Here is a 25,782-nt window from a genome sequence, read left to right as displayed (position 1 = left end):
GGGCGATCACGCCGCCTCGAGCACGGTGTGGATGTCATGGCCGAGCTGCGCAAACCGCTCACCGAGGTGGGTATAGCCGTGGCCGCGCACCAGCCGCCGGTCGGCAGTGGAGGTGAAGACGGTTTCGAGTTCGATGACCTCGCCTTCGATGCCGCCGGGCACGGCGACGATCTCCTCGACCCGGCGCTGCCCGCTGCGATCGAGCCGCATATGCACGACGAGGTCGACGCAGCTGGCGACAGTCGGGGTGACGAACGACGAGCCGATGTTCGGGCCGGCCAGGAGGGGGAGCGTGCACAGCTTCGTCACTGCCGCGCGCGCGGAGTTCGCGTGGATCGAGCCCATCGACGGCAGCCCTGAGTTCATCGCCACGAGCAGGTCGAAGCTCTCAGCCTCGCGGACCTCGCCGACGATGACGCGGTCGGGCCGCATTCGCAGTGCCTCCTTGACCAGGTTGCGCAGCGTCACCTCGCCGGTGCCCTCCAGGGAGGCCTGCCGGCACTGCATCGGCACCCAGTCGCGGGAGGGAACCGAGAGCTCGAAGACCTCCTCGCACGTCACCACCCGGTCGCGGACCGGGATCGCCCCGGTGAGCGCGTTGAGCATGGTCGTCTTGCCGGCCTGGGTGGCCCCGGAGACGAGCACATTGGCACCTGCTGCCACGGCGATGGAGAGGAACTGAGCCGCCGCCGAGGTGAGGGTCCCGAGTGCGACGAGGTCGCCGAGGTTGCGGGTGCGGGTGATGAACTTGCGGATGTTGATCGCCGGATGCTTGCGCGTGATGTCCGGCAGCACGACATGCAGCCGTGATCCGTCGGGCAGCGAGGCGTCGACGAAAGGGCTGGAGAGATCGACGCGCCGGCCGGTTGTGCGCAGCATCCGCTCGATGAGCTCGTCGACATCCGCCTCACTCAGCACGGTGGTCGTCAGCTCGCTGACTCCGCGCCGGCTCACGAAGATCTGGTGCGGGGAGTTGAGCCAGATCTCCTCGACCTCGGGGTCGTCGAGGTACTGCTGCAGCGGCCCGAAGCCCGAGACCTGGTCGAAGATCTCCCGGCAGGTCTGTTCGACGTCGGCAAGCAGAGGAAGGGAGCCTGCCAGCGTCCGCTCGTCGTAGTCGTGGACGGCCTGCACGACGAGCTCTCGGGTCGGCGCCGGTTCGGTGCGCGGGTCGATGCCGCGTCTGCGGATCTCCTCGCGCACCTCTGCGGCGATGATCTCAGCTGCGTTCATCTGGGGTACCTTCACTGTTTGAGGGGAGACCTATATGCCATCAGACATATAAGGGTGTTAATCAAATTAACGGGTGTCTCCCAGCCTTTCAAGAGGCTGCGCCCAAACTGTGGAAAGAAGTCGCGACCGGCGTCCCTGCTGTCGCGGCCCTGTCTCCCCCGGTTGAAGCGGCAGGCTGGAACTGGGGCCACAGCGAAGAGTCTGGTCGGAAGGACTCGGATCGGGCGCAGGCGCCACCGCAGGACTGCCCGCTCATCGCGTCGTCCACGGTTCAGGCGGTATGGGCTCCTTCATCGCCCGCCACCGCGACTACACCGGAGTTGTCCCGCCGGACCGCCGGGCGCTGAGCTTCAGCGCAGCTCTGCCACGCACTCCACTTCGACGCAGATGTCGAAGGGCAGCTCTGCCACCCCGATGGCCGCCCGCGCATGCGGGATGCTCTCCGGCCACAGCTCGTTGATGAGTGAGGAGAACCCGTCGATGATCGGCGGCAGGTCGATGAATCCCGGTGCGCAGTTGACGTAGCCGTTGACCTTGACGAACCCGGCGACTGCCGACAGGGAACCGCAGTGTGCCTCCAGCGAGGACAGTGCATTCAGGCACGTGAGGTAAGCAGCATGCTGCGCCTGCGCGAGGCTGACATCGCGGCCGACCTTGCCGGTGACCGGAACACCCTCCGGCGCATTCGTCGGGCCCATCCCGGAGAGGAACACAAGGTTCCCGACCTGCCGGACAGGACTGTACTGACCTGCCGGCGACAGCGGCAGCGGCAACGTGATCTCCTTCTGCCGCAGCACCTCGGCCGGATCTGTCATCAGTGTCATCGGCACTCCCTCTTCTCAGCGCACACCACGCACCTGCGAGGACTCCATCGTCGCACCGCCTCCAGCCGCTGGCCATGACTGGCGCCCACGATGTGTCTGATGAACCGGAAGGCTGGGTCACAGCTACACCTGCGCATGTGGGTCATGTCAGGCAGAACGTGAGTTCAGGCGGCATGCGCCCTGGAATCGACCCGCTGGGTGCTTCACCGATCCGAATCGCGCCATGATGGGCATAGAACGGTTCGGCCCCGGGGTCGGCTTGAAGCGTCAGCGACGTGAAGCCTCGATTTCGTGCAATCTTCAAAAGGTGCTGGAGCAGCCCTCCGCCGACCCCGCGGCCCATTGCGCCGATGTCGACAAAGAGCGCTTCCAATTCGCCGTCGGGTGGAGTTCCGTCGATCGCTGCAAAGCCCAGAACCTGGCCGTCCTGTTTGGCGACGAAGACGTCTCCCGATGCACACTTTTCGGCCGAATAGGTGAGTTCATCTCGACACAGTTCGAGGAAGTCCTCGCTGTAGTTCCAGTGGCCTTTCGACCGCAGGGCTAGAGCCGACAGAGTCGCTGCCTCGCCAGCTCGCGCGAATCGAATGGTGTAGGTCACCCACGGAGTCTACGAGGGCGCAAAGATCTGGGGCTTTCCTCTGGACACATGCGCATGCGTTCGCAGAAGATGGGACACAGGCCTGCAGCTTCGGCTGCCGGCCCGCATCGTGACTGGCCACCAGCAAGGGGGCCCCGCGTGGATTCCGCCGAATACGTCGTCATCGGAGCCGGGCTCGTCGGTGCATCGATTGCCCGCAGCCTCGCCAAGCGCGGTCGCGAGGTCATCGTCGTCGACCAGCACGAACCTGCCGGCCCGCGCGGCAGCTCCCACGGTTCGGCCCGCATCCTGCGCATCACCTACCCTGAGACCTTCTACTCCGACATGGCGCTGCGGGCACGCCGCCTGTTCGACGAACTCGCCGACGAAACCTGTCACCAGCTCATCACCGCCACCGGCACGCTCGACCACGGCCAGGTCCGCCAACCTGATCGCCTCGCCGAAGTCCTGGCCGACCTCGGCGTCGACTACGAACTCCTCACCGCGGAGGCGGCGATGGAGCGCTGGCCGCAGTTCCGCTTCGACGGGCCCGTCCTCTTCCACCGCGACGCCGGCGTCATCGACGCTGGGACAGCGGTGACCGCCTCACTCGAATCTGCGCTCGCCCACGGCGCGCAGCTGCGCACCCAATGGCAGGTCGACAACGGCTCCCGCGCTCGAGGCGGGCCTCCGCCCGGTGCCAACCTCACCCTCACCTCGGCGACGGGGGAGCAGCTGGGTGCCCGCCATGTCATCGTCGCCGCCGGAGGCGGGCTGCCCGGGCTGTGCTCCGGGCTGCCGGTCTGTGATCGCGCGCAGAGCGCGCTCAACCGGGTCACTGTCCGCCAGGAGCAGGTCTACCATTTCCCCATCGCAGCCGGGATGCCGACCGACTGGCCGACCTTCATCCACAAGGATGCTGCGATGCAGGCCTACGGGCTGCCCGGCGGCCGCGACGGCGCCTACACCGATACGTCTGGCACCGCCCGCCTGGGCATCAAGCTCGCTGAGTTCAACGGCGGGCAGGTGATCGGCGATGCCGAGGAGCAGACCGGACGGCTCGACGAGGCCGGGCAGGCGCGGATGATCGACTTCGTCAGCGACCGCATCCCCGGGCTGGTGGCCGAGCCGTACGCCGGGGCCACCTGCCTGTTCACCTCAACACCTGACCAGGACTTCATCATCGACACCGCCGAGGACATCACGATCGTCTCCGCGTGCTCTGGCCACGGCGCCAAGCTCGCCCCAGCCACCGGCGAGGCGGTCGCTGCAGCGCTCGCCGAGCGCACCGCTCTGCCGGAGCGCTTCGCCTTCGTCCGGGACTGATCGATGACACACGCACCACGGCTGTACGGCGAGACGCTTGCGCGTAGAGTGGCCCCGGGCATCTCGACGAGAGGGGAGATGATGACGGCAGGAGCTCTGCCGCCTCTGCGCCGGCACCAGCGGGAAGCGCTCGCCGCTCTCGCCGCCGCGAGCGCTGCTGATCAACGCCGGTCGTGGATCGTCCTGCCTCCCGGTGCCGGCAAGACACGCGTCGGGATCGAGCACGCTCAGACGCTACTGGCTCAGCACACCGTTGACACCGTGGTCGCCTTCGGTCCCAACACCGCGATCCAAGGCCAGTGGGCGCATGCGTGGAACGGTCGCGGCGATGACGATTTCGGCGCCGCCGGCACGGACCGGGGGCTGCACGCGACATTCACTGCGCTGACCTATCAGTCACTGGCTGTGTTCGATGACGAGCGCAGCATGGGCAGCCTGCTCGAAGAGCTCGCGCCGGGCGGCAGGGCGCTCGTCGACCGGATCGCAGCTGCCGGCTCGGTGCTGCTCATCCTCGATGAGTGCCATCACCTGCTCGACGTGTGGGGTTCGCTGCTGGCTGAGCTGCTCGACATGCTTCCCGAGGTGTGGGTGCTCGGGCTGACCGCCACACCTCCGGCGACGATGACGCGACAGCAGAACGAGCTGGTGGACAGTCTCTTCTCCGAGGTTCGCTACGCAGCCTCGATCCCGGCTGCGGTCAAGGAAGGCGATCTGGCGCCCTTCGCCGACCTCGTCTGGCTGACAACCCCAACCCGCGAAGAAGCGGACTGGCTGGCAGCGACCAGCGTTCACTTCGACGAATTCATCACCAGCATCCTCAGCCTCGGCCACACCCATGGCAGTTCGGGATTCCTCACATGGGCCGATCAGCGGTTCCTCGGCACCCGCGCTGAAACAGTCAGCTGGACGGACCTCAGCAGGGCCGCTCCCGAACTGGCCGACGCAGCTCTGCGCCTCCACCACGCGGGACTGCTGGGTCTTCCCCCGGGTGCCAGAGTCGGCGAACAGCATCGCCGGGACCCCGACATCGACGACTGGATGAGGCTGGTCGACGATTGGATGCGCAACAGCCTGCGCGTCTCCGGTCACGCCGGTGATGCGGCCAACGCCGAGGCGATCCGCCGCGCGCTGCCGGCCCTCGGCTACCGGTGGACCCGGCACGGCATCCGTGCCGGTCGCTCGCCGGCCGACCGGGTCATCGCCCGCTCGGCTGCCAAGCCGCAGGCGTGTGCCGACATCATCGCCATTGAAGCAGCCGAGCTGTCCGAGCGTCTGCGGATGCTCATCCTGTGTGACTTCGAATCCGCCACCGCGCGATTGTCTGCTGACGTCAGCGCCGTGCTGAGCGAACAATCCGGTTCTGCACTCCTCGTCCTCGAAACGCTCATCGCCGATCCGCGCACCGAGCCGCTGCGCCCGCTGCTGGTGTCCGGGCGCACGGTCGCCGGCGCTGCCGGTGTGCTGTCCGACCTTCACGCGTGGATCGCCGAGAGCGACACAGCTCTGGCGTCACGGCTGGCCATGAGCGAGCCGTCGAACGGGGTCAGCCGCCTCGAAGGAGGCTGGACCGCCCGCACCTGGCTGCCGCTCATCACCGAGTACTTCAGCCGCGGGCATGCTCAGATCCTCATCGGCACCCGGGGGCTGCTCGGCGAGGGCTGGGACGCCCCAGCGGCCACCGGGATCATCGACCTGTCCACCGCGACCACTCCGACAGCAGTCACACAGACCCGCGGACGTGCGCTGCGAAAGGACCCCGCATGGCCGGAGAAGGTGGCACTCAACTGGACTGTCGTCTGCTCCAGCTCGAACCACCCGCGCGGAGACCAGGACTGGATCCGACTCGTCCGCAAACACGACGGCTTCTTCGGCACTGATGCCGACGGAGACGTCGTTGACGGCGTCGCCCATATCGATCCGTCGTTCTCCGCCTTCGAACCTCCCGCCGACGCGATGTTCGACGAGATCAACGCTCGTATGATCACGCGAGCTCAGGCGCGGTCTGAGGTGGCCCAGCGCTGGAACGTCGGCGGAGAGTATCGGGACGAGCCGATCAGGACGGTGCGCATCGTCTCCGCGCCCGATGCCGGGAACCGACCGAACAGCGACGCTTCGGGCATCGACGCCATCACCGTGTCGCCTCGTCACCGTTCCGGCGACCCCGGGAACCTGCTGCCATTCCGCCTCGGCTTCGGAGCCCTGAGCGCATGGAGCGGCATCGGGTTGCTTGCCGCTGTCGGCGCGGTCGCGAGCAGTGGTCTGCTCGCCGCAGCGCTGAGTGTCATCGCTGCACTCACACTCGCCAGCCTGCCGGTGACGTTGTCTGTCGCTGGACATCGGCGCCGGCGTCTGTATGGGCGTGCACCGACTGTCGCTGAGATCGCTGGAGCAATCGCCGATGCTCTGCACGACACAGGTGCAAGCTCCGCAGGTGCGGACGCGGTGCGTGTGAGCATCGATGCCTGCGGGGACCAGCGGATCCATCTCGACGCCGATCCTGGATCAGCTGAGGTCTTCGCGCTTGCCCTCGACGAGGCCGTCTCGCCGATCTCAGATCCGCGCTATCTGATTCCCAGCTGGCATCTGGAACCGCGGCGTCCAGGGCTGCGTGGGCTCTGGGAGGATCTGCGCTCCGGGGCCGGAACGGCACATGAACACACACCGGTGTGGCATCCCGTGCCGGCAGTGCTGGGAGCGAACCGATCCCGGGCAGAGGCCTATGCACAAGCGTGGGAGATGTGGGTCGGAGGCGGGGCACCGGTCTACACTCGCAGTCCTGAGGGAGCCGGCATCCTCACCGCGGTGCGCTCCCACGCGCCGCTGGAGCTGACGACGGTGCTGCGCACAGCGTGGCGCTGAAGCAGCAACCGGGTGAGCCACCGCGGCCGCAGGCATCATGCACTACGCTAGGGAGCACTATGGCCATTGACTTTTCTTCCGAGATCGCTGCCCTCAAACAGACCTACGCCTCGATCCGCGATGTCTCCGACATCGACCAGCTGCGCTCCGAGGTCGCAGAGCTGACCGAGGCTGCGGCGGCACCGGACCTGTGGGACAACCCGGATGAGGCACAGCAGGTGACCTCGAAACTGTCCCACCGGCAGGGGCACCTGGAGAAGCTCGAGAAGTTCGACTCCCGCATCGAGGACGTCGAGCTGCTCGTCTCGATGGCCGAGGACGAAGACGACGCCGACACCCTTGCCGAAGCCGAAGACGAGATCGGCAAGCTGCGCCGCGAACTCGACTCCCTGGAGATCGCCACGCTGCTCTCGGGCGAATACGACGAGCGCGCCGCGGTCATCACCGTGCGCTCCGGCGCCGGCGGCGACGACGCCACCGACTTCGCCCAGACTCTGACCCGCATGTACATCCGGTGGGCTGAGAGCAAGGACTACAGCGTCCAGGAACTCGACACCTCGTACGCGGAAGGCGCCGGCGTGAAGTCGGCGACCATCCAGATCAACGCCCCGTACGCCTACGGCACGCTCTCGGTCGAGGCCGGCACGCACCGGCTCGTGCGCATCAGCCCGTTCGACTCGAACGCCCGCCGCCACACCTCGTTCGCCGCCGTCGAAGTCATCCCGCTCATCGAGGCGACCGACCACATCGAGATCGACGAGAACGACCTGCGCATCGACGTCTACCGTTCCTCAGGCCCTGGCGGCCAGTCAGTCAACACGACTGACTCGGCGGTGCGCATCACCCACGTGCCGACCGGCACTGTGGTGAGCATGCAGAACGAGAAGTCCCAGATCCAGAACCGTGCCGCTGCGATGCGCGTCCTGCAGTCCCGCCTGCTGCAGCTCAAGCACGAGGAGGAGGAACGGGAGAAGAAGAACCTCGCCGGTGACATCAAGGCCAGCTGGGGCGATCAGATGCGCTCGTACGTCACCCACCCGTACCAGATGGTCAAGGATCTGCGGACTGGGCACGAGGAGTCCAACCCGCCTGCCGTCTTCGACGGCGACATCGACGCGTTCCTCGAAGCCGGTATCCGCTGGCGCAAGGAGCAGCAGAAAGCCGCCGAAGCCGAGGCGGAACTCGCCTGATCTGACCGGTCACCGCAGGCGATCTCACACCGAACCGTGAGCGACTCGCCAGATGAGGTGCGCGCATTGGCCGGTGGAAGTTCGTACAGTGGGAGCGATTGCCACTGTCCCTCTGCGATTGCGAACCTCATTTGATCACCTTCGAATCGGTCACCAAAGTCTACGATTCCAAGGCTCAGCCAGCCCTGAACGACATCTCCTTCACCGCTGAGGCCGGCGACTTCGTCTTCCTCGTCGGCGCCTCGGGTTCGGGGAAATCGACCGTCATCCGCCTGGTGCTGCGCGAAGAGGTGCCCACCAGCGGCCGGATCCGAGTGGCTGGGAAATCCGTCGTCAAGATGCCCTCCTGGCGGGTGCCGTATCTGCGTCGCAACATCGGCACCGTCTTCCAGGACTTCCGTCTGCTGCCGAACAAGACCGTCTTCGACAACGTCGCCTTCACCCTCCACGTCATCGGCAAGACCCGGGCTGCGATCTCGACTCTCGTGCCCGATGTGCTCGAAACCGTTGGTCTCGAGGGCAAGCATAAGCGCTATCCGCACGAGCTTTCCGGTGGTGAACAGCAGCGCGTGGCCATCGCCCGTGCCGTTGTCAACAAGCCGGCGATCCTACTTGCCGACGAGCCGACGGGCAACCTCGACCCGATTACCGGCGACGAGATCATGGAGGTCCTCCAGCGCATCAACCGCGCCGGGACTACCGTGCTCATGGCCACCCACGACGGGGACATCGTCAACCGGATGAACCGCCGCGTCATCGAGCTGAGCAAGGGCCGGATCGTCCGCGATGACGAGCACGGCAGCTACGGGGTGAGCGCATGAGGTTCTCCTTCATCCTCTCCGAGACGTGGAACGGCCTGCGCCGGAACATGTCGATGGTCGTCTCGGTCATCCTCGTCACGTTCGTCTCCCTGCTCTTCGTCGGCGCGGCCGCACTGCTGCAGATGCAGATCTCGGGCATGAAGGACTACTGGTACGACCGTGTGCAGGTGGCGATCTTCCTGTGCCCGCCGGATTCCGAGGCACCGACCTGCGCGACGGGTGAGGCGACGGCCGAGCAGAAGCAGCAGATCGAGACGGCGCTCGAAGGTGCCGACCTGAGTCCCTATGTCGAAGACGTCATCTTCGAGGACAAGGCGATGGCCTACAAGCTCTTTCAGGAGCAGTTCGCGGGTACGTCGCTGGAGGGCTCCATCCCACAAGACCAGATGCAGGAGTCCTATCGCGTCAAGCTCGCTGATGCTGAGCAGTACGAGATCATCAACGAGTACTTCTCCGCCACGCCCGGTGTCGAGGAGGTCGTCGATCAGAATCAGCTGCTCGATCAGCTGTTCTCCGTTATGAACGTCATGACGGCGATCGCTATCGGCATCGCCGCGATCATGCTGCTGTGCGCTGTCCTGCTCATCGCCACGACGATTCGATTGTCGGCTTTCTCCAGACGCAGAGAGACGGGCATCATGCGACTGGTCGGCGCATCGAACATGTTCATCCAGCTGCCGTTCGTGCTCGAAGGCGTGATCGCCGCGGCGATCGGATCCCTGATGGCAGCCTTGGGATTGGCTGTGATCGTGCACTTCGGCATCACTGGTTGGCTACAATCGCAATTGGCGAGCTTCGACTTGGTCTCAGTCGCCGACGTCGCTCTCATCGCACCGTTCCTGGTGCTGGTGGGCGTGCTCATGGCTGGACTGTCCTCGCTTGTGACACTGCGCCGGTACATGAAGGTCTGAGTGGGATGCTGAAGACGAACGGACGAATCCTCCCCGCGCTACTGTTGGCAGCGATCGCCATGTTCCTCACCCTGCTCATGCCCGTGACCTCGGCAGTGGCGAATCCCAAGGAGCAGAAGAACCGCATCGACAAGCGTGTCGAGGAGCTTCAGAAGGAGTTCCGCGATCTCGACGATGACCTCGCCCGTACCATTGCTGAGAAGGAAGCGGCCGAAGAGGAGATGCCCGGGGCGGAGGAAGCCCTCGACAAGGCGCAGGAAGAACTCGAAGACGCACAGCGCGAAGATGAAGAGCTCGGCGCCCGTCTGACGTCGGCCGAGAACGCTCAGTCCAGCCTGCAGGATGACATCAACAAGGGCGAAGCCGACCTGGACAAGAAGCAGAAGTCGGTGACGAAGATCGCCCGCCAGGCCTATCAGAACTCCGGTGTCACCTCAGATGTCGCGATGCTGCTGCAGATGGCCAGCAAGCAGAACGGAGCCTCGGGGGCCACACGCGTCGACTCGGCGGTGCGCGCCCAGCAGCGCAGCATCACCCAGCTGTCGGAGCAGCGCTCGCTCAACATGAACAACAAGGACCGCCTCGATGCAGTCACCGACGAGATCGCCGACCTGAAAGAAGAAGCTGCGAAGGTGGTGCTGCGCAAGGAAGCCGCTGAGCGCGACGCCAAGCAGAAGCGCGACGACCTTGACTCGCTCATCACCACGAAGGACGAGGCGTCCAAGCGCATCGAGGACAGCCGTGACGAGGCCGAACGGCAGCTTGAGGAGCAGCAGGCAGAGCAGGACCGGCTTGCCAAGGAAGTCGAGGAGTGGGAGAAGGAGCAGGAGAAGAAGGGACTGCCCACCGGCAACGGCGATCTCATCAACCCGGCACAGGGCTACCCGATCACCTCACCGTTCGGCTACCGCATCCACCCGATCTCCAAGCGGCGCAAACTGCATACCGGCACCGACTTCGGCATGGGCTGCGGCTCGCCGGTGCGCGCATCCGGTGATGGTGTCGTCGTCTCAGCCGGCTGGGCTGGTGGCTATGGCAACCGGGTCGTGATCTCCCACGGTAAGATGAAGGGCTCCAAGATCGCATCGACCTACAGCCACAACTCCAGCCTGAAGGTGCGATCCGGTTCGCGGGTCAAGCAGGGCCAGGTTATCGCCTCCTCTGGCACGACTGGTGCCTCCACTGGCTGTCACCTGCACTTCGAGATCATGCAGAACGGCTCGTACGTTAACCCGATGCCCTGGATCAGCTGATCCTGCCTATGGGTGCGGCCGAGCCGGAAAGCCGGCCCAGCCACACCCGAAGGGCCACGTGTTTCACTGTGCGGTTTTCAAACAACGGTCGCTCAGCCCCTGTCCTGCGCTGCTGCGACATCGGCTGACACTGGCTGTGCCGACGTGTCGCTGCGGGCCCAGGTGTGAGGGCGGCGAGGTTTTCATGACGGGCATGCTTCGGCAGGGGAGAAGAGCCCGTCGTTTGGTTCGTTGTGTGGGTCTGGCGAGCCTGGCTGGTGGGGTTCAGCTGGTGTGGTGCTGGCGATGAGTTCGGCATGCCGGCGGTGCAGCACTGACCCTGGTGGATGGGTCGTTCTGGGGGCTGATGCAGGGATAGGTGACAACTGATCTGGCTCGGTCACCCCGTGCCTGGAAGGATTGTCATCATGCCCAAGCCTTACCCGAAGGAGTTCAAAGACGATGTGGTGCGTGTTGCTCAGCAACGCGATCATGATGTCACGATCGCTGAGGTCGCTAAGGACTTCGGCATCCATGAAGGCACGTTGACCAAGTGGATGCGCCAAGCCGATCTAGACTCCGGCAACACTGAGCGCCGTAAGCCTGGACCGACTACCGATGAGAAGTCCCAGCTGGCTGCTGCCAACCGCAAGATCCGACGCCTGGAGCAGGAGCTAGAGGTGATGCGCCGGGCTGCGGCCTACTTCGGTCAAGCTCAGATTCGGTCAAAATGAAGTACCCGCTCGTACGCGATCTCGCCGCTGCGGGAATCCCTGTGGCGGTGACGTGCCGGGTGCTGAAGATCGCCCGCCAGCCCTACTACCGGTGGCTGGCCAACCCCATCAGCGATACCGAGTGGGAAGAGGCCCACCGGCTCAATGCCCTGATCGATGCTCACCGAGAGGATCCTGAGTTCGGGTATCGATACCTGGCCGATGAAGCAGAAGCAGCCGGCTACCCGATGGCCCACCGCACCGCCTGGCGGCTCTGCCGCTCTCAGGGGGTGTTCTCGGTGATCAGCCGTCGGCGCAAGGGTAAGGGCACTCGCCCCGGGCCACCGGTTCACGATGATCTAGTGGCCCGGCAGTTCAGCGCCGTGAAGGCTCTGAACGAGGTGTGGCTGACCGATATCACCGAGCACCACACCGGTGAGGGAAAGCTCTATCTCTGTGCGGTCAAGGACGCCTGCTCACGGCGGATCATCGGCTACAGCATCGATAGCAGGATGAAGGCCTCGCTGGCGGTACGGGCACTGAACAACGCCATTGCCAACCGGGCCCGCACCGGGGCTGAGGTGGCCGGATGCATCGTCCACAGCGATCGAGGATCGCAATTTCGAGCGAAGAAATTCCTCCGCGCATTGGAATACCACGGCCTAGTCGGATCCATGGGTCGAGTCGGTGCCGCCGGGGATAACGCAGCCATGGAATCCTTCTACAGCCTGTTGCAGAACAACGTGCTCGACGCGCAGCCGTGGCGGACCAGGGAAGAGCTGCGGACGCGGATCGTCTCCTGGATCGAGAGGACCTATCACCGAAGGAGGAAGCAGAAGGGGCTGGAGAAATTGACCCCGGTCGCCTACGAGGAGAAACTACTCACGCAGGCGCTGACGCTAACGGCCTGAACAGGAAACTGCATCTGTCACCCGTTCCTGCATCAGCCCCCTGTTGTGCCTCCTGGCAGCGTCCATGTCAGCACCCCTGCTCGGGGCTCGCGTCTGAGTCTGAACACCCCTTGCGTCTTGAGCTGATGGTGCTGCTTGCACAAAGGATGCAGGTTTTCCATGGTTGTTGGCCCACCGCGGGTGGGGTGCCGATGGTTGAAGGGTTCGATGTGATCGAGTTCTGCTTTTGTTGCTGGCCGGTCGCAGCCGGGGGCTGTGCAGTATCGCCAGCGAGCCACGAGTGCGTGCCGCATGCGTGCACCGATCGTGTAGGTGGTTGCGACATGGTCGAGGACTTCACCGGTGTTCGGGTCGGTGAGCAGCCGGTAGACGGTATCACCGGCGGAGCCGACCAGCTGGCGGGCCACATCAGCGCTGACGGGGCTACCGTCGACCGAACCGGGCAGCTCGTCAGCGGCTGGACCGTCGGTGAGTGCCATGGCCGGTACGGTGATGGTGATCTTGGCCTGGCGTGCCAGCCATTGGCCGCTGGCCGGGCATGAGACGGGCGTATCACTGAGCAGGTCGGCGAGATCATCCGCCAGCGGATCCAGTGGCGAACCAATGTGTCCCGAAGCTTCCTGCCGTTTGGCCAGCGCCTCCTGTGCGAGGTCGAGGGTGTTGACATCCCCGCCGATCGTTGCGCCGATGAGGAAGTCGTACTTCAGCTGCTCAAAGGAGCGGGAGTCAGCGAAGACATGGTTGTCCGGCAGGTCGAAGCCGGCAGTGTAGCCGCGGACCACACAGCGGGCCATGCCTTCGAGGCGGGCGTGCAGCAGTGCGATCTCATGGGACGGGCCCTGCACGATGAGTGTGCCGCGGCCATGTTGGTCGTAGAATGCCTCGACGCGGCGGCGCTCCCGGATCTGCTGAGCCTGTTCGGCGCGCGTGACCAGCGCGGCAATGGCGGCCTTGACCTCGGAGAAGTACACGCTCTTCTTCGTCGCGGTGATCGAGGCGAGCAGCGTGTCGAGCTGCCCGAGCAGGGCCGGGTCGACTGATGCTGCCTGCCCGGCGGCGAAGACGAAGCGATCGAAGCTCAATCTGCCCGCGCGCACCTGTGCGGTGAGTTTCGGCAGTCCGATGAAAGCCGTGGCAGCACCGGTCACCCGTGACCATGCCGTGTTGGAGGTAACGTCGAGAGCATGTGCGAGGGCGGTCAGGGTCGGTGTGCCGATGCGCTCCCGCAGCCAGGTCAGCGCCTCCGCGCGCGCTGCGTCGGAAGCCTCGCCTGCCGTTTGCGGCTCAGCAGTGGCGTCGGTCGGGTCGGCACTGGCAAGGGAATGCAGTGCATCGACCTGGGTGTCGATGTTGTCGCGGCTGTCGGCGCGCACTCGTTCGAGCACGACGCCGAACATCTCCTCATAACCCTGCAGCTGGACTCGCTCGAGCGCGCTGAGGGATTTCTCGAAGGCGCAGAACCGGGTCCGGTACGCCCCAGCAGCCACCGCCACGGGCGCTTCAACTGTCGCAGTCATCGCCGTCGCCTCCCTCCGCTTACCGGTGCAGTGGTTCCATCACACCACGAGGCACTGACAGCGCCCCCTGACCAGGGGAGACGCCGGAAAGCAGCACCCGTGACGGCCACTGGATTCACGATCATGGCCACCACTCCTTTGTGCTCCTGGCTTCCGTGCTTCTCCTGCCTTGCTTCCATCACAGCACGAGGCACTGACATCGCCACCTCACCAGCCCAAACACACGAAAACGACAGCGAGACCGCACGCCGGCCACCGCCTCGGGAGCGGCCCGCCCAGCGAGCACAGGGCCCCGCGAGCCATCCGGTACAATGGTGCCTTCGTGCGCACACACGTGCGCCCAAGACGTGAGAGGAGGAGCATGGCCAAGGAACAGGGCAGGAAGACGATTGCCAAGAACCGCCGCGCCCGATACGAGTACCACATCGAGGACACTTATGAGGCCGGGCTCGTCCTTACCGGCACCGAGGTCAAGTCGCTGCGCGAGGGACGCGCTTCGCTGACCGACGGCTTCGGGCTTATTTTCCAGGGTGAGGCGTGGCTGGAGAACGTCTACATTCCCGAGTACCTGCAGGGCACGTGGACGAATCACTCGGCCCGCCGTAAGCGTAAGATGCTGCTGCACAAGGACGAGATCCTCAAGATCTCGCACAAGCTTAAGGAATCCGGTCGCACGCTCGTTCCGCTGGAGCTGTACTTCGACGGTTCTAGGGCGAAGGTCGAGATCGCGGTCGCGCGCGGTAAGAAGGACTGGGACAAGCGCGAGACGCTGCGCCGCAAGCAGGATGAGCGCGAAGCTCAGCGCGCAATGTCGCTGCGTCGCCAGGCCTGATTCTGAGGAGGCGGCAGTGGCGCTGCCGCCTGGTCCATACGTGCCTGTGACCTCTCGTGGGGCCGTTCCCGAGGCGGGCCATCCACAGCATGCCATCCCACCTCTGGCCTGTGGTTAGGTGTGGATTGCAGACATGTTGTCCACAGTATCTGTGGATATGTGTGGATAACATCCTCGCTGCTGTGTATGAGCTCATCCGGACTCATCCCAGCTAAGCGCAGACCCCCACCTGACAGTTCTCTGACCAGTATCGATGCAGGATTTCGCGGGCTGTGATAGAGGCCGACGCTGAGGTCGAGTGCAAACGCCGCAAAGCCTTGCCCTGTAAGGAAACAGCCGGGTTTCCACAGTTTTGAACGGGGGCTGTGGACAGTGGGCTGGCTTGTGGAAAAGAGTGTGACCTATGGTCGTCTGCGCCACCTGCGGACGTGGGAATCGAACCAGCGGTTCTGACTGCCGCCGCCCGTCGCGGTGATGCAATGCACCGGCCGGAACCCTACCGCCAGGAATAGACTTGGGCGGCCGCATGTTGTGCTGATAGACTCACGGTCTGCCGTTGACGGACAGTCGCCCCAGGGTGGCCCCGCCAGCGGGTTGTTTGGAAAGTGAATACGGGGATGATCGGTTTCGACGTCGTTCAATGCGTCGGGAGAAGCGGGCCGAGAATGTAGAGTCATCTCGTTAACGTTCTCTGCAAAAAAATAAGTGCTAAGTCTAACGACCGCACCGAATTCGCCCTCGCTGCCTGATTTCAGCGAGCTGCGATTCTGTCAGCCTAGAGTCGCTTCCGCTCTAGTTCCTGGCATCAGCTAGGGAGCCACTGCCGCTGGCATATGTTGGGGATGTCAGTGGAACACTTACTCAACTCCGTTCGTTGGCCACCGTGTTCGTGCGAGGGCCAGGACCTAAGAGACGTTTTCACGAACTGCGCCCGGAGAAGTCCCGATAACTTGCCGACGGACGCGGGTTCGATTCCCGCCATCTCCACTTTCGAAAAGCCCTGTGGGCCGGTGCATCACCGGCCCACAGGGCTTTTGTCATGTCCGCTGGGCCGCGATGCTCACCCGGACCGAGGCGGTGGTCGCCTCACCATCCCGGCGGCCGGTTCATCGCCGCGTACGCCTGCTGACGCGCCCGCGCATTGTGGTTGCCAGCCGCGACGCCAGCCCAGATCGCACACACCGGCCAGGTGAGGAACAGCCCCAGGCCCTGCAGCAGCACTATGACGACGTCGCGCAGATCACACTGTGGTACCCCAGCCAGCTCGAGGCCTTCCGCTCGGACCGCTTTACTGGCTTCACCACCCAGCCCACCGACGGCGGCGTCATCGGCAACCAGTCCGGTTATTGGGGCTTCCTGTCCGCCGAACCGGCCGCTGAGGCCGACACCGGTGACAGCGGGGGAGGACTCTCCGCGATCGCCTGGGTGGGCATCGGCATCGCTGTGCTCGCCGGCGCCATCGGCATCCCGCTGGCGCTGCGCCGCCGCAAGGCCGAGGACCGCGCCTGACCAGGTGGCCGGCTGATCCGGTGACAGGACACCCCGTGCCGGAGGCGGTGGGCGGCACCCGCGTGCGCCCCGCCTCGGGACCGGGCTCCGGTCACTATGAGCACCATGACTGCGCTGCGCACGTGTGCGGCAGCGTGTGGAAGGCAGGAGACTGACGTGTCAGTGAACGCAGAGACCGAGGCAGCCGACCCGCAGTCGGCCGACGGGCGGGAGGACATCGACGCACCCCCACCGGGGCAGTCGTTCGGCGGATACCTGCTGCGCAAGGTCGGCGGGGCGCTCATCAGCCTGCTGATGGTCGTGCTGCTGGGCTTCTTCGCCTTCAGGATCCTGCCCGGCGACCCGGTGCAGAAGATCGCCCGCGAACGCCAGATGAGCCCGGAGCAGATGGAGTTGCTGCGCGCCGAGTACGGCCTCGACAAGCCGCTGGTCGTGCAGTTCTGGGACTACCTCGTGGGCATCTTCACCGGCAATCTGGGCACCAGCTACGTCTACCGGCAGCCGGTCAGCCAGCTCATCGCCGAGTACGCCTGGCCGACCCTGCTGCTCACCGGCACGGCGGCGATCCTCGCGATCGCCCTCGGGCTGTGGATGGGACAGCTGGCGGCCTGGAAGCGCGGTTCGCTGTTCGACAAGCTCACCACCTCGACCAGCCTCGTGTTCTGGTCGGTGCCGACCTTCTGGCTGGCGCTGCTGCTGCTCATGATCTTCGCCGGCCGGCTGCAATGGCTGCCGACCGGCGGAATGGTCTCACCTGGTGTCGAGTCCGGCAGCCTCGAATACGTCGTCGACGTCGCCAAGCATCTGATCCTGCCGGTCATCACGATGACCGCTGTCGTCTACGCCCAGTACCTCATGGTCATGCGCGCCTCGCTGCTCGGCGAGATGAGCGCCGACTACCTCACGACCGCCCGCGCCAAGGGCCTGCGCGAGGATGATGTGCGGCTCAAGCATGCGGTGCCCAATGCGCTGCTGCCGACGGTCACACTCGTGTTCATGCACATCGGCGGGCTCATCACCGGTGCGGTTACCGTCGAGACGGTGTTCTCGTGGCCGGGGCTGGGGAAGCTGACCTATGAGGCGATCTCGGGTCCGGACCTGCCGCTGCTGCAGGGCACCTTCGTCGTGTTCTCCTCGGCGATCATCATCATGAATCTGCTCGCCGACCTCATCTACCGGCAGCTCGACCCGCGTGTCAGGAGGGCATGAGATGGCACATTCCAGCACCAGCCAGCCCAGCACCAGCCAGCCCAGCACCAGCCAGCCCGGCGCTAGTAAGACCAGCCAGCCAGGCACCAGCAGGACCGGCCCAGCCACCGCCTCGGGTCCGGCCAGCCCGCGGGCACTCGCCTGGAACCGCCGCCTGGCCGCCGCACAGAAGAACTGGAAGGTCTTCTTGGAGGACCGCGCTGGAGCCGCCGGCGGGATCGTCCTCATCCTCGTCGTCCTCGTCGCCGCATTCGCCCCGCTCATCGCCGACCGGTCCATGCTCGACGTCACCCAGAACCTCGACCAGCCGCGCTACGCACCGCCCTCGGCCGAACACCCGCTGGGCACCGACAACTACGGCCGCGAGCTGTGGGCCCGCCTCGTGTGGGGCGCCCGGGTCTCCCTCATCGTCGGCCTGGCTGCGACTGCGATGTCGATGGTCATCGGCACCATCATGGGCATGGCCGCCGGCCATTTCTCAGGGCTGTTCGGCGGGCTCATCATGCGCATCATCGACTTCTTCCTGGTGCTGCCCTCCCTGCTGCTGGCGATCGTGCTGTCCTCAGTGCTCGAACGCGGCGTCCTCACGATTGTCATCGCCATCGGCATCACCTCCTGGGCCGGCACCGCGCGCATCGTGCGCGCCCAGACGCTGTCGGCTGAGTCCCGGCTCTACATCGAACGGGCCAAAGTGCTCGGCGCCGGGCACTGGCACATCATCCGCACCCACCTGCTGCCGGCCGTTATGCCGCTCGTGCTCGCCAACACCACCCTGACCGTCGGCTCGGCGATCATCGCCGAATCGACGCTGGCCTTCTTGGGCCTGGGCGACACCACGCAGCAGTCGTGGGGCACGATCCTGAAGAACGCGATGGACGTCTCGGCCGCGACCTCGGGCTACTGGTGGTACATCCTCACCCCCGGGCTCGCCATCGTCGCGGTGGTCCTGGCCTTCACCCTGGTGGGCCGGGCCATCGAAGCCATCGCCAACCCGACCCTGAGGAGCCGCTGATGAGCAGAACCGACCCAGCCACCGCCTCGGGAGCCCAGCCGGCCGGCAGCGACCTCGTCTTCGACGACGTCTCGATCCTGTACTCCTCGCGCACCTCCCGCGGCGACATCGCCGCGGTCAAGAACGTCACCCTCGAACTGCCTGCCGGTGGCACCCTCGGCATCGCCGGCGAATCCGGTTCCGGGAAATCGACGCTCATCCTTTCGGCGCTGCGGCTGCTGCCGCACAATGCGGCGCTGACCGGTCAGGTGCGCTTAGGCGGCACCGACATCGCGGAGCTGAACTTCGGGCAGATGCGCGCGGTGCGCTGGTCGCAGGCCGCGATCATCTTCCAGGGCGCCCTGCACTCGCTCAACCCGGTCCGCCCGGTCGGCAAGCAGATCCTCGAAGCCCTTGAACTCCACGTCAAGGACGACTGGCGCACCGATGCCGCCCGCAGCACGCGCATGCACGAGCTGCTCGGCCACGTCGACCTCGGACCCGAGATCGCGAAATCGTATCCGCATGAGCTCTCCGGCGGGCAGAAGCAGCGCGTCATGATCGCGATGGCGCTGGCCTGCGACCCGGACATCATCATCGCCGACGAGCCGACCACCGCCCTCGACGTCATCGTCCAGGAACAGATCCTCACCCGCCTGCGCGCACTCGTCGAAGCCCGCGGTATCTCGCTGCTCATGATCTCCCACGACCTGTCCGTCCTCGCCGCCGCCTGCGACCGGCTGGCGATCATGCGCGATGGCGAGATCGTCGAACTCGGCCCGTCTGAACAGGTGTGCAACGACCCCAAGGAGGAGTACACCCGGCAGCTGGCCGACGCGTTCCCCACCATCGGCGACCCGGACTCCCGGCTCAACCCGATGACCCGCAACCCCGCCCGCATCACCACCGACACCCCACACGAGATGACCGACGAGGTGATGCTCGCCGCCGAGAACCTCAACGTCACCTTCTCCGCCCGCGGGCGCACCGTGCGTGCTGTGCGCAACGTCGACCTCACCCTGCACCGCTCGGAGATCCTCGCCGTCGTCGGCCAGTCCGGTTCGGGCAAGACGACCCTGGCTCGCGCACTGCTCGGTCTGCAGCCACCGGATCGCGGCTCGACGCTCACCTTCCGCGGCAAGCCGCTGCCCACCTCGGCGAAGGGTCTGCGCGCGTTCCGCCGGGACGTGCAGATGATCCTGCAGGACCCGTCAGGATCACTCAACCCGGCATTGTCGGCGTACGAATCGGTCGCTGAGGGTCTGCGGGTGCAGAAGTTCACCGGCGATGAGCGCGAGCGCGTGCGCGAGAGCCTCGAATCGACTGAGCTCATCCCCGGTGAGGACTTCTTCGAACCGATTCCGCAGGAGCTCTCCGGCGGGCAGCGTCAGCGCGTCGTCATCGCCAGCGCGCTCGCCCTCAACCCCGACATCCTCATCGCCGATGAACCGGTCGCCTCCCTCGATGCCTCCGTGCGCGGGGAGATCCTCTCGCTCATCCTCGCGCTGAAGAAGAACCTCGGGCTCACCGCGCTCGTCATCACCCACGACCTCGGCCTGGCCTGGAACATCGCCGACACGGTCGCGGTGATGTACCGCGGTGAGATCGTCGAGCGCGGGCCGGTCGAACAGGTGCTGCTCGATCCGCAGCACGACTACACCCGCCAGCTGCTGGCCGCCGTGCCGAGCTTCCGTTCCCAGCGGGTCGCGATGACCGCGTCCGAGGCGCCGGGCACCCCCTGGCGCCCGGGTGCCTCCCAGCACAGCGCCACTGAGCGCACGGGTGCCTCCCAGCACTCCGGCGGTGTCGCGCAGGCGGTGAACCCGCAGTGACGGACCCCACCGGGCACACCGCTCAGGCACCCCTGGCAGCCGGCGACCGGGTCTGGCTCATCGCACCCTCCGGGCCGGCACCTGAGGGCACCGTCGAACCGGCCATCGCCTGCCTCGAAGACTGGGGTCTGGAAGTGAAGGCCGGCACCCACCTGCGGTCAGTCGACCGGCGGGCGAGCTACCTTGCCGGCAGCGACGCCGAACGGTCAGCAGACCTCATCGAGGCATGGACCGACCCAGATGCGGCCGCGGTCATCGCCTTGCGCGGCGGGTTCGGGGCGATGCGCCTCATCGACGGCCTCGACTTCGACGCCCTCGCCGCTGCTGCGCTGCGCCCGGACGGGCGGGCGAAGCTGCTGACCGGCTCGAGTGACCTCACCGCTCTGCACCAGGCCTGGGCGCACCACCTGAGAATCCCGACCCTGTTCTGCCCGATGGTCGGCAACGACGTCTTCCGCAGCAGCGAGCGGATCCGCACCGACGTGCATCGCTGGCTGTTCAGTCCATGGGCCGACCAGCCGGTCAGCCTCGGTGAGCACGCCGAGGCGCTCGTGCCCGGCGAGCACTTCGGCATCACCTACGGCGGCAACCTCAGTCTGCTCGCCGCCGGCCTCGGCTCCCCGGAGTTCGCGCCCGGCGCCCCGGAGGAACCGGGCATCCTCATCCTCGAAGACGTCGACGAGGAGGTCTACCGGCTCGACAACCTGCTGCTGCAGCTGAAGCGCGCCGGCTGGCTCGCCCGCGCCGGTGCGGTGGTGCTCGGCTCCTGGGAGAACTGCGGGGAGAAGCCCGCCCAGCGCGAACTGCTGCGCGAGTACTTCGCAGACGCCGGTATCCCGGTGGTGTGGGAGGCCGAGCTCGGCCACCATCCGCACGCCGGTTCGATACCGTTGGGAGTGCCCGCCCAGCTCACCGCCGGCAGCCCAGCCACCGACTCGGGCGCGGTGAGCCTCACGATCGCCCCGATGGAAAGGACTCGATGACCGACATCTTCACCCAGCTCGACGGGGTCGAATTCTCCGCCCGCGCCATCGACATCGACACCGGCTATGAGGTCTTCAGTCACCAGCCGGACCGGGTGCTCTCGACCGCCTCGATCGCCAAGATCTTCTTACTCCACGCCGCACTGCGGATGCGCGAGGCCGGCGAGCTGCGACTCGAGGAGCGCCTCACCCGCACCGCTGCCGAGCGGGTGCACGAATCCGGGCTGTGGTACCTGCTGGATCAGCCGGACCTCACGGTCCACGACATCGGCATGCTCATCGGCGCCTTCAGCGACAACTACGCCACCAACGTCCTCATCTCCCGCATCGGCCTCGACCGCGTCGCCGAGGAGGTCGCCGCACTCGGCTACACCGACTCCGCCCTGCACGACTTCCTGCGCTGGCCGCGTCCGGCAGGCGCCCCGGCTCGCCTGTCGTCTGGGACCGCCGGTGAGCTGAGCGACTACATGGCACGGCTGTCGCTCGATGAGCTCTTCGACTCCTCGACCTCGGAGATCATGCGCCGGTGGCTCGGCGCCGGAGCCGACACATCAATGGTCGCCTCCTACTTTGAGCCCGACCCGCTGGCGCACTACTACTACACGCGCGGGGAGTGGATCGTGAACAAGACCGGCACCGACGACACCGTCCGCGCCGACACCGGCATCGCCTTCACCCGCCAGCGCCGGGTGGCCTACGCCGTGTTCGCCAACTGGGCGCCGGGCACCGACCGGGTGCTGGAGGTCATGCCGCTCATGCGCGCAGCCGGCGGCCTCATCAGCGACCATCTGCACGCCTGAACCGCGCCTGATTCGCACACCTGACCTGCGCCGGCTCCAATCCCCACACCTGCGCCACCGACCGAAAGGACCCCGATGACCGCAGAGCCCATCCCGATCTTCGACGGCCACAACGACCTGCCCTACTACCTGCGCGAGACCCGCGACTCCTCCGTCGCCGGGCTCACTGATCCTGCGACCGCTCCGCAGACGGTCATTCCGCAGCTGCGCGCAGGCGGTGTCGCCGCCCAGTTCTGGTCAGTGTTCGTCCACTCCGATGTCACCGGGGATGAAGCCGTGCGCGTCACGCTCGAGCAGATCGACCTCGTCGACCGGCTCATCACCGCCTACCCCGACGAACTCGCCTGGGCGACGACCGCCGAGGCGATCCGTGCCGCCCGCACCTCCGGGAGGATCGGCGGGCTGCTCGGCATCGAAGGCGGCAACCAGATCAACGAATCCCTCGGCGCCCTGCGCATGTTCGCCCGGCTCGGCGCCCGCTACATGACCCTGACGTGGTCGACGACCCACAGCTGGGCGGATTCGGCCACCGACGATCCCGTCCACGGCGGTCTCAGCGACTTCGGCCGCGAGGTCGTTGCCGAGATGAACCGGATCGGCATGATCCTCGACCTTTCGCACGTCGCCCCCACCGTCATGGACCAGGCCTTGGAGATCAGCGAGCTGCCGGTGCTGTTCACCCATTCGAACGCCCAGGCGCTGTGCTCGCACCCGCGCAACGTCCCCGATGAGATCATCGACCGGCTGCCGGCCAACGGTGGCGTCCACATGCTCACCTTCGTGCCCTCCTTCGTCTCCGAAGCCCGCTACGCATGGGTCAAAGACGGCGAGAAGGGCACCGCCCCAGAGGTGACGATCGCCGATGTCGCCGACCACATCGACTACGTGCGCGAACGCATCGGCGTCGACCACCTCGGGCTCGGTTCCGACTTCTGCGGCACCGACGCCTTCCCCACCGGCCTCGACAACGCCGGCACCTACCCAGCACTCATCAACGAGCTGCGCAACCGTCGCTGGTCCGAGGCAGACCTCACAAAGCTCGGGTTCCACAATGTGCTGCGGGTACTCGAGGCCAACGACGACAACTACCGCCGCTTCATCGCCGCAGGTCAGGAGTTCGCATGACCCGGGTCCTCATGATCGTCAACGACATCGACTCCCAGCCGCGCCGGCTGCTCACCCGGCTCATCGCCCACCACATCGACGTCGACATCCGCATCGGCCCCGGCCGTGACGGCACGTGGAATGCGGTGCCCGGGCCCGAGGCGGTGGACGCCTACGACGGGTTCGTCTACTTAGGCGGTGGGCTCATGCCCGATGAGACCGACCGGGCGCCGTGGCTTAAGAACGAGGCAGCGCTCGCCCAGGCCGCACTGGACGCTGACAAGCCGCAGCTGGGCATCTGCCTCGGCGGGCAGCTGCTGGCCCACATCACCGGCGGTGAGGTCCGCGCCCAGACCGGCGCCCCGGAGAAGGGCGCGACAGCAATCACGATGCTGCCAGCCGCAGTCGAGGATCCGGTGTTCGGCCAGGTGAGCCGGCGGACGCACTTTATCGAAAGCCACGTTGACCGGATCACCGCACTACCGCCGGAGGCGACCCTGCTGGCCAGCAGCGAACTGTGTGAGGTCCAGGCGTTCCGCGTCGGCCGGTCGTGGGGCATGCAGTTCCACCCCGAAGCCTCGGCCGAGTCCGTGCGCGGCTGGGAGGCTGACAAGCTCGCCGCCCTCGGCTTCGACAAGGACACCCTCGTCGCCGAAGCCGACGCGGTCGAAGCTACCAGCGCCCGCGACGCCCAGGCACTCTTCGACGCGTTTGCGCAAGAGGTCATCGGCACCGGCAGCTGAGACGACAGCGGGCCCGGTGACTTCTGAGAGTCACCGGGCCCGCCTGCATTCACGCCAGCAGCGGCGCGCAGCGCCGTATCAGCGTGCCAGGCGCTCCCGCCACGCGGTCATGACCGCAGGATCGGTGGGCTTGGAGGCAAGCGAGCCGATGACGTAGGCGACAGCTGAGGCGGTGAGCGCCAGGTAGATCGCGGAGTTGGCGAACACGTCGACGAAGGCCATGATGCCGATCGCGGTGGCCGCACCGGCGACCATTGCCGCGAGCACGCCGACGATGGTGCCGCGCTTCCAGATGAGCCCGCCGACGATCGGGACGAACAGGCCGCCGACGAGCAGGTTGTAGGCGACCGTGAGCGCCATGACGACATCGGGCATCGCGATCGCCAACAGCAGGGTGACGATGCCCAGCAGGACGAGGTAGACGCGGGAGTCGCGGACCTCGTCGCCGGTCTCGCGCACGAGTGCACCGGCCAGCTGGCCGCCGAGTCCGCCGTCGGAACCGGACTTGGCGATCCGGCGGCTTTCGAAGACGGGCTCGATGACGTCCTGGCGGAACACTGTCGAGGCCGCCAGCAGCGCACCTGAGGACGTCGACATGACAGCTGAGAGTGCGGCGGCGAGGACGAAGCCGGCGATGAGCGGTGACATCGTGGCGTCGACGACGGCGGGGAAGACGTCATCGCGTTCGGCGATGCCGGGCACGATCTTCTGTGTGGCCACACCGACGAGCGCTCCGGCCACCGCATAGAACAGGCAGTAGACACCGGCCGAGACGCCGCCCCAGCGCGCCACGCCGGGGGTGCGGGCGGTGAAGACGCGCTGCCAGATGTCCTGGCCGATGAGCAGGCCGAGGCCGTAGACGAGGAAGTACATGAGGATGGTGTCCCAGCCGGTGGCCAGCGGGTTGAACATCTCGTCGGGCAGCTCAGCTTTGAGCGTGCCGAGGCCGCCGGCTTTCGTCAGCACGATCGGCAGCAGGATGAGGAAGATGCCGATGGTCTGGATGATGAACTGCACGAAGTCGGTCAGGGTGATCGACCACATGCCGCCGAGCATCGAGTAGATGATGACGATCGAACCGCCGAGCAGGATCGCCGGGACCTTGTCGATGCCGAACAGGGCGTGGAAGATCGTGCCGTAGGCGACTGTCGAGGTCGTCGAGATCATGAGCCCGTAGCCGGTCATGATGATGCCCGAGACCATGCGCGAACCCTTCCCGTAGCGCAGTTCGAGCATCTGGGAGACCGTGTAGATCTCCAGACGCTGGATGCGCGGGGCGAAGAGCAGGGATAGGGCGATGATGCCGAAGCCGATGAAGAAGACCAGCCACATGCCGGAGATGCCGTTCATATAGCCCAGCCCGATGCCGCCGACGGTCGAGGCCCCTCCGAGGACAACGGCGGCCATGGTGCCGGTGAAGAGCAGGGGACCGAGGCGGCGGCCGGCGACGAGGTATTCCTCTTGGTTCTTCGCCCGCATGCGTCCCCAGACGCCCACGGCGAGCATGCCGATGAGGTAGAGGACGACGACTGCAATGTCCATGGTGTGTCCTTTCTGTGCCCGGAGGCAGCGGGTCGGTGGTGCGTGGCGTGCCCGCAGGCGGGTGTTCGCGCCGGGGGATGGAGCTGTGAACGACGCAAGCGCCGGTGCTCAAGGGGTGAG

21 protein-coding genes and 1 other RNA gene are annotated in these 25,782 nt (G+C 66.1%); 17 read left to right on the top strand and 5 right to left on the bottom strand.

The window, feature by feature from the left end:
- Positions 1–6: 6 nt before the first annotated feature.
- The 3 genes from HLA91_RS10180 to HLA91_RS13910 all read right to left on the bottom strand — a co-directional run bounded on the left by HLA91_RS10180 (position 7) and on the right by HLA91_RS13910 (position 2,658).
- Positions 7–1,233 (bottom strand): TadA family conjugal transfer-associated ATPase, encoded by a 1,227-nt coding sequence (locus HLA91_RS10180; RefSeq protein WP_102162984.1) that lies wholly within the window; start codon positions 1,231–1,233, stop codon positions 7–9.
- Between the two features lie 350 nt (positions 1,234–1,583).
- A complete protein-coding gene (locus HLA91_RS10175) occupies positions 1,584–2,057 on the bottom strand; it encodes a RidA family protein (RefSeq protein WP_102162983.1) in 474 nt (157 codons plus the stop codon).
- A 142-nt stretch (positions 2,058–2,199) separates the two neighbouring features.
- Positions 2,200–2,658, bottom strand: coding sequence for a GNAT family N-acetyltransferase (locus HLA91_RS13910; RefSeq protein ID WP_170274575.1), 459 nt, complete (start codon positions 2,656–2,658; stop codon positions 2,200–2,202).
- A gap of 138 nt (positions 2,659–2,796) precedes the next feature.
- On the opposite strand from HLA91_RS13910, the gene HLA91_RS10165 reads away from it, so the two are divergent.
- From HLA91_RS10165 to HLA91_RS10135, 7 genes are all read left to right on the top strand, one after another.
- Entirely contained in the window at positions 2,797–3,963 is a 1,167-nt protein-coding gene (locus HLA91_RS10165; RefSeq protein ID WP_170274574.1) for an FAD-dependent oxidoreductase, read from the top strand.
- A gap of 3 nt (positions 3,964–3,966) precedes the next feature.
- On the top strand, positions 3,967–6,822 hold the full coding sequence (locus tag HLA91_RS10160; protein WP_204514209.1) for a DEAD/DEAH box helicase family protein: 2,856 nt from the start codon (positions 3,967–3,969) through the stop codon (positions 6,820–6,822).
- 59 nt (positions 6,823–6,881) lie between these two features.
- On the top strand, positions 6,882–8,012 hold the full coding sequence (gene prfB / locus HLA91_RS10155; RefSeq protein ID WP_102162979.1) for a peptide chain release factor 2: 1,131 nt from the start codon (positions 6,882–6,884) through the stop codon (positions 8,010–8,012).
- Between the two features lie 131 nt (positions 8,013–8,143).
- The gene (ftsE, locus tag HLA91_RS10150; protein WP_170274573.1) at positions 8,144–8,833 is read left to right on the top strand and encodes a cell division ATP-binding protein FtsE; all 690 of its coding nucleotides are present in this window, start codon (positions 8,144–8,146) and stop codon (positions 8,831–8,833) included.
- Complete coding sequence (ftsX, locus tag HLA91_RS10145) at positions 8,830–9,744, top strand: permease-like cell division protein FtsX (RefSeq protein ID WP_102162977.1); 915 nt, start codon at positions 8,830–8,832, stop codon at positions 9,742–9,744. Before ftsE ends, ftsX begins: the two co-directional genes overlap by 4 nt.
- Positions 9,745–9,788: 44 nt before the next feature.
- Positions 9,789–10,997 carry a peptidoglycan DD-metalloendopeptidase family protein gene (locus tag HLA91_RS10140; RefSeq protein WP_239557073.1) on the top strand — a complete coding sequence of 403 codons (1,209 nt, stop codon included), beginning with the start codon at positions 9,789–9,791 and terminating at the stop codon, positions 10,995–10,997.
- 407 nt (positions 10,998–11,404) lie between these two features.
- Positions 11,405–12,600, top strand: a protein-coding gene (locus HLA91_RS10135; RefSeq protein WP_239557072.1) for an IS3 family transposase whose coding sequence is annotated in 2 segments (ribosomal slippage) — positions 11,405–11,689 and positions 11,692–12,600 — 1,194 coding nt in all. Because the reading frame shifts where the segments join, the coding sequence is not laid out codon by codon here.
- Positions 12,601–12,632: 32 nt separating this feature from the next.
- Here the strand turns inward: HLA91_RS10135 and HLA91_RS10130 are convergent.
- Complete coding sequence (locus tag HLA91_RS10130; RefSeq protein WP_170274571.1) at positions 12,633–14,117, bottom strand: HNH endonuclease signature motif containing protein; 1,485 nt, start codon at positions 14,115–14,117, stop codon at positions 12,633–12,635.
- A 361-nt stretch (positions 14,118–14,478) separates the two neighbouring features.
- On the opposite strand from HLA91_RS10130, the gene smpB reads away from it, so the two are divergent.
- The 10 genes from smpB to HLA91_RS10080 all read left to right on the top strand — a co-directional run bounded on the left by smpB (position 14,479) and on the right by HLA91_RS10080 (position 24,120).
- Positions 14,479–14,949 (top strand): SsrA-binding protein SmpB, encoded by a 471-nt coding sequence (gene smpB, locus HLA91_RS10125; protein WP_102162974.1) that lies wholly within the window; start codon positions 14,479–14,481, stop codon positions 14,947–14,949.
- Between the two features lie 613 nt (positions 14,950–15,562).
- Positions 15,563–15,939, top strand: a transfer-messenger RNA (tmRNA) gene (ssrA, locus tag HLA91_RS10120).
- Positions 15,940–16,005: 66 nt separating this feature from the next.
- The gene (locus HLA91_RS10115) at positions 16,006–16,458 is read left to right on the top strand and encodes a hypothetical protein (protein ID WP_204514208.1); all 453 of its coding nucleotides are present in this window, start codon (positions 16,006–16,008) and stop codon (positions 16,456–16,458) included.
- A 156-nt stretch (positions 16,459–16,614) separates the two neighbouring features.
- Positions 16,615–17,667 (top strand): ABC transporter permease, encoded by a 1,053-nt coding sequence (locus HLA91_RS10110; protein ID WP_259835349.1) that lies wholly within the window; start codon positions 16,615–16,617, stop codon positions 17,665–17,667.
- A gap of 1 nt (position 17,668) precedes the next feature.
- On the top strand, positions 17,669–18,679 hold the full coding sequence (locus HLA91_RS10105; protein WP_239557071.1) for an ABC transporter permease: 1,011 nt from the start codon (positions 17,669–17,671) through the stop codon (positions 18,677–18,679).
- Positions 18,679–20,490, top strand: coding sequence for an ABC transporter ATP-binding protein (locus tag HLA91_RS10100; RefSeq protein ID WP_170274569.1), 1,812 nt, complete (start codon positions 18,679–18,681; stop codon positions 20,488–20,490). Before HLA91_RS10105 ends, HLA91_RS10100 begins: the two co-directional genes overlap by 1 nt.
- Positions 20,487–21,473, top strand: a complete 987-nt coding sequence (locus HLA91_RS10095) for an LD-carboxypeptidase (protein WP_170274568.1) — start codon at positions 20,487–20,489, stop codon at positions 21,471–21,473. The genes HLA91_RS10100 and HLA91_RS10095 overlap by 4 nt, the downstream gene beginning before the upstream one ends.
- On the top strand, positions 21,470–22,273 hold the full coding sequence (locus HLA91_RS10090) for a serine hydrolase (protein ID WP_170274567.1): 804 nt from the start codon (positions 21,470–21,472) through the stop codon (positions 22,271–22,273). The genes HLA91_RS10095 and HLA91_RS10090 overlap by 4 nt, the downstream gene beginning before the upstream one ends.
- Before the next feature lie 75 nt (positions 22,274–22,348).
- Complete coding sequence (locus HLA91_RS10085) at positions 22,349–23,398, top strand: dipeptidase (protein ID WP_170274566.1); 1,050 nt, start codon at positions 22,349–22,351, stop codon at positions 23,396–23,398.
- Positions 23,395–24,120 carry a type 1 glutamine amidotransferase gene (locus tag HLA91_RS10080; RefSeq protein ID WP_170274565.1) on the top strand — a complete coding sequence of 242 codons (726 nt, stop codon included), beginning with the start codon at positions 23,395–23,397 and terminating at the stop codon, positions 24,118–24,120. Before HLA91_RS10085 ends, HLA91_RS10080 begins: the two co-directional genes overlap by 4 nt.
- 78 nt (positions 24,121–24,198) lie before the next feature.
- Here HLA91_RS10080 and HLA91_RS10075 read toward each other — a convergent pair whose 3' ends face one another.
- Entirely contained in the window at positions 24,199–25,662 is a 1,464-nt protein-coding gene (locus HLA91_RS10075; protein WP_170274564.1) for a sodium:solute symporter family protein, read from the bottom strand.
- Between the last annotated feature and the right edge of the window lie 120 nt (positions 25,663–25,782).

This window comes from Brevibacterium luteolum (assembly GCF_013004595.1).
Lineage (GTDB): Bacteria > Actinomycetota > Actinomycetes > Actinomycetales > Brevibacteriaceae > Brevibacterium > Brevibacterium luteolum.
Note: the sequence above shows the minus strand (reverse complement) of the source record. Positions and strands in the feature narration are given on the sequence as shown.

Bases quoted from the DNA above. Each gene is read 5' to 3' on its own strand.
- HLA91_RS10130 (WP_170274571.1), bottom strand. From the start codon at position 14,117: ATGACTGCGACAGTTGAAGCGCCCGTGGCGGTGGCTGCTGGGGCGTAC.
- HLA91_RS10105 (WP_239557071.1), top strand. From the start codon at position 17,669: ATGGCACATTCCAGCACCAGCCAGCCCAGCACCAGCCAGCCCAGCACC.
- HLA91_RS10085 (WP_170274566.1), top strand. From the start codon at position 22,349: ATGACCGCAGAGCCCATCCCGATCTTCGACGGCCACAACGACCTGCCC.
- HLA91_RS10180 (WP_102162984.1), bottom strand. From the start codon at position 1,233: ATGAACGCAGCTGAGATCATCGCCGCAGAGGTGCGCGAGGAGATCCGC.
- HLA91_RS10100 (WP_170274569.1), top strand. From the start codon at position 18,679: ATGAGCAGAACCGACCCAGCCACCGCCTCGGGAGCCCAGCCGGCCGGC.
- HLA91_RS10160 (WP_204514209.1), top strand. From the start codon at position 3,967: ATGACACACGCACCACGGCTGTACGGCGAGACGCTTGCGCGTAGAGTG.
- HLA91_RS10080 (WP_170274565.1), top strand. From the start codon at position 23,395: ATGACCCGGGTCCTCATGATCGTCAACGACATCGACTCCCAGCCGCGC.
- HLA91_RS10115 (WP_204514208.1), top strand. From the start codon at position 16,006: ATGCTCACCCGGACCGAGGCGGTGGTCGCCTCACCATCCCGGCGGCCG.
- HLA91_RS10175 (WP_102162983.1), bottom strand. From the start codon at position 2,057: ATGACACTGATGACAGATCCGGCCGAGGTGCTGCGGCAGAAGGAGATC.
- HLA91_RS10075 (WP_170274564.1), bottom strand. From the start codon at position 25,662: ATGGACATTGCAGTCGTCGTCCTCTACCTCATCGGCATGCTCGCCGTG.
- prfB (WP_102162979.1), top strand. From the start codon at position 6,882: ATGGCCATTGACTTTTCTTCCGAGATCGCTGCCCTCAAACAGACCTAC.
- ftsX (WP_102162977.1), top strand. From the start codon at position 8,830: ATGAGGTTCTCCTTCATCCTCTCCGAGACGTGGAACGGCCTGCGCCGG.
- HLA91_RS10090 (WP_170274567.1), top strand. From the start codon at position 21,470: ATGACCGACATCTTCACCCAGCTCGACGGGGTCGAATTCTCCGCCCGC.
- smpB (WP_102162974.1), top strand. From the start codon at position 14,479: ATGGCCAAGGAACAGGGCAGGAAGACGATTGCCAAGAACCGCCGCGCC.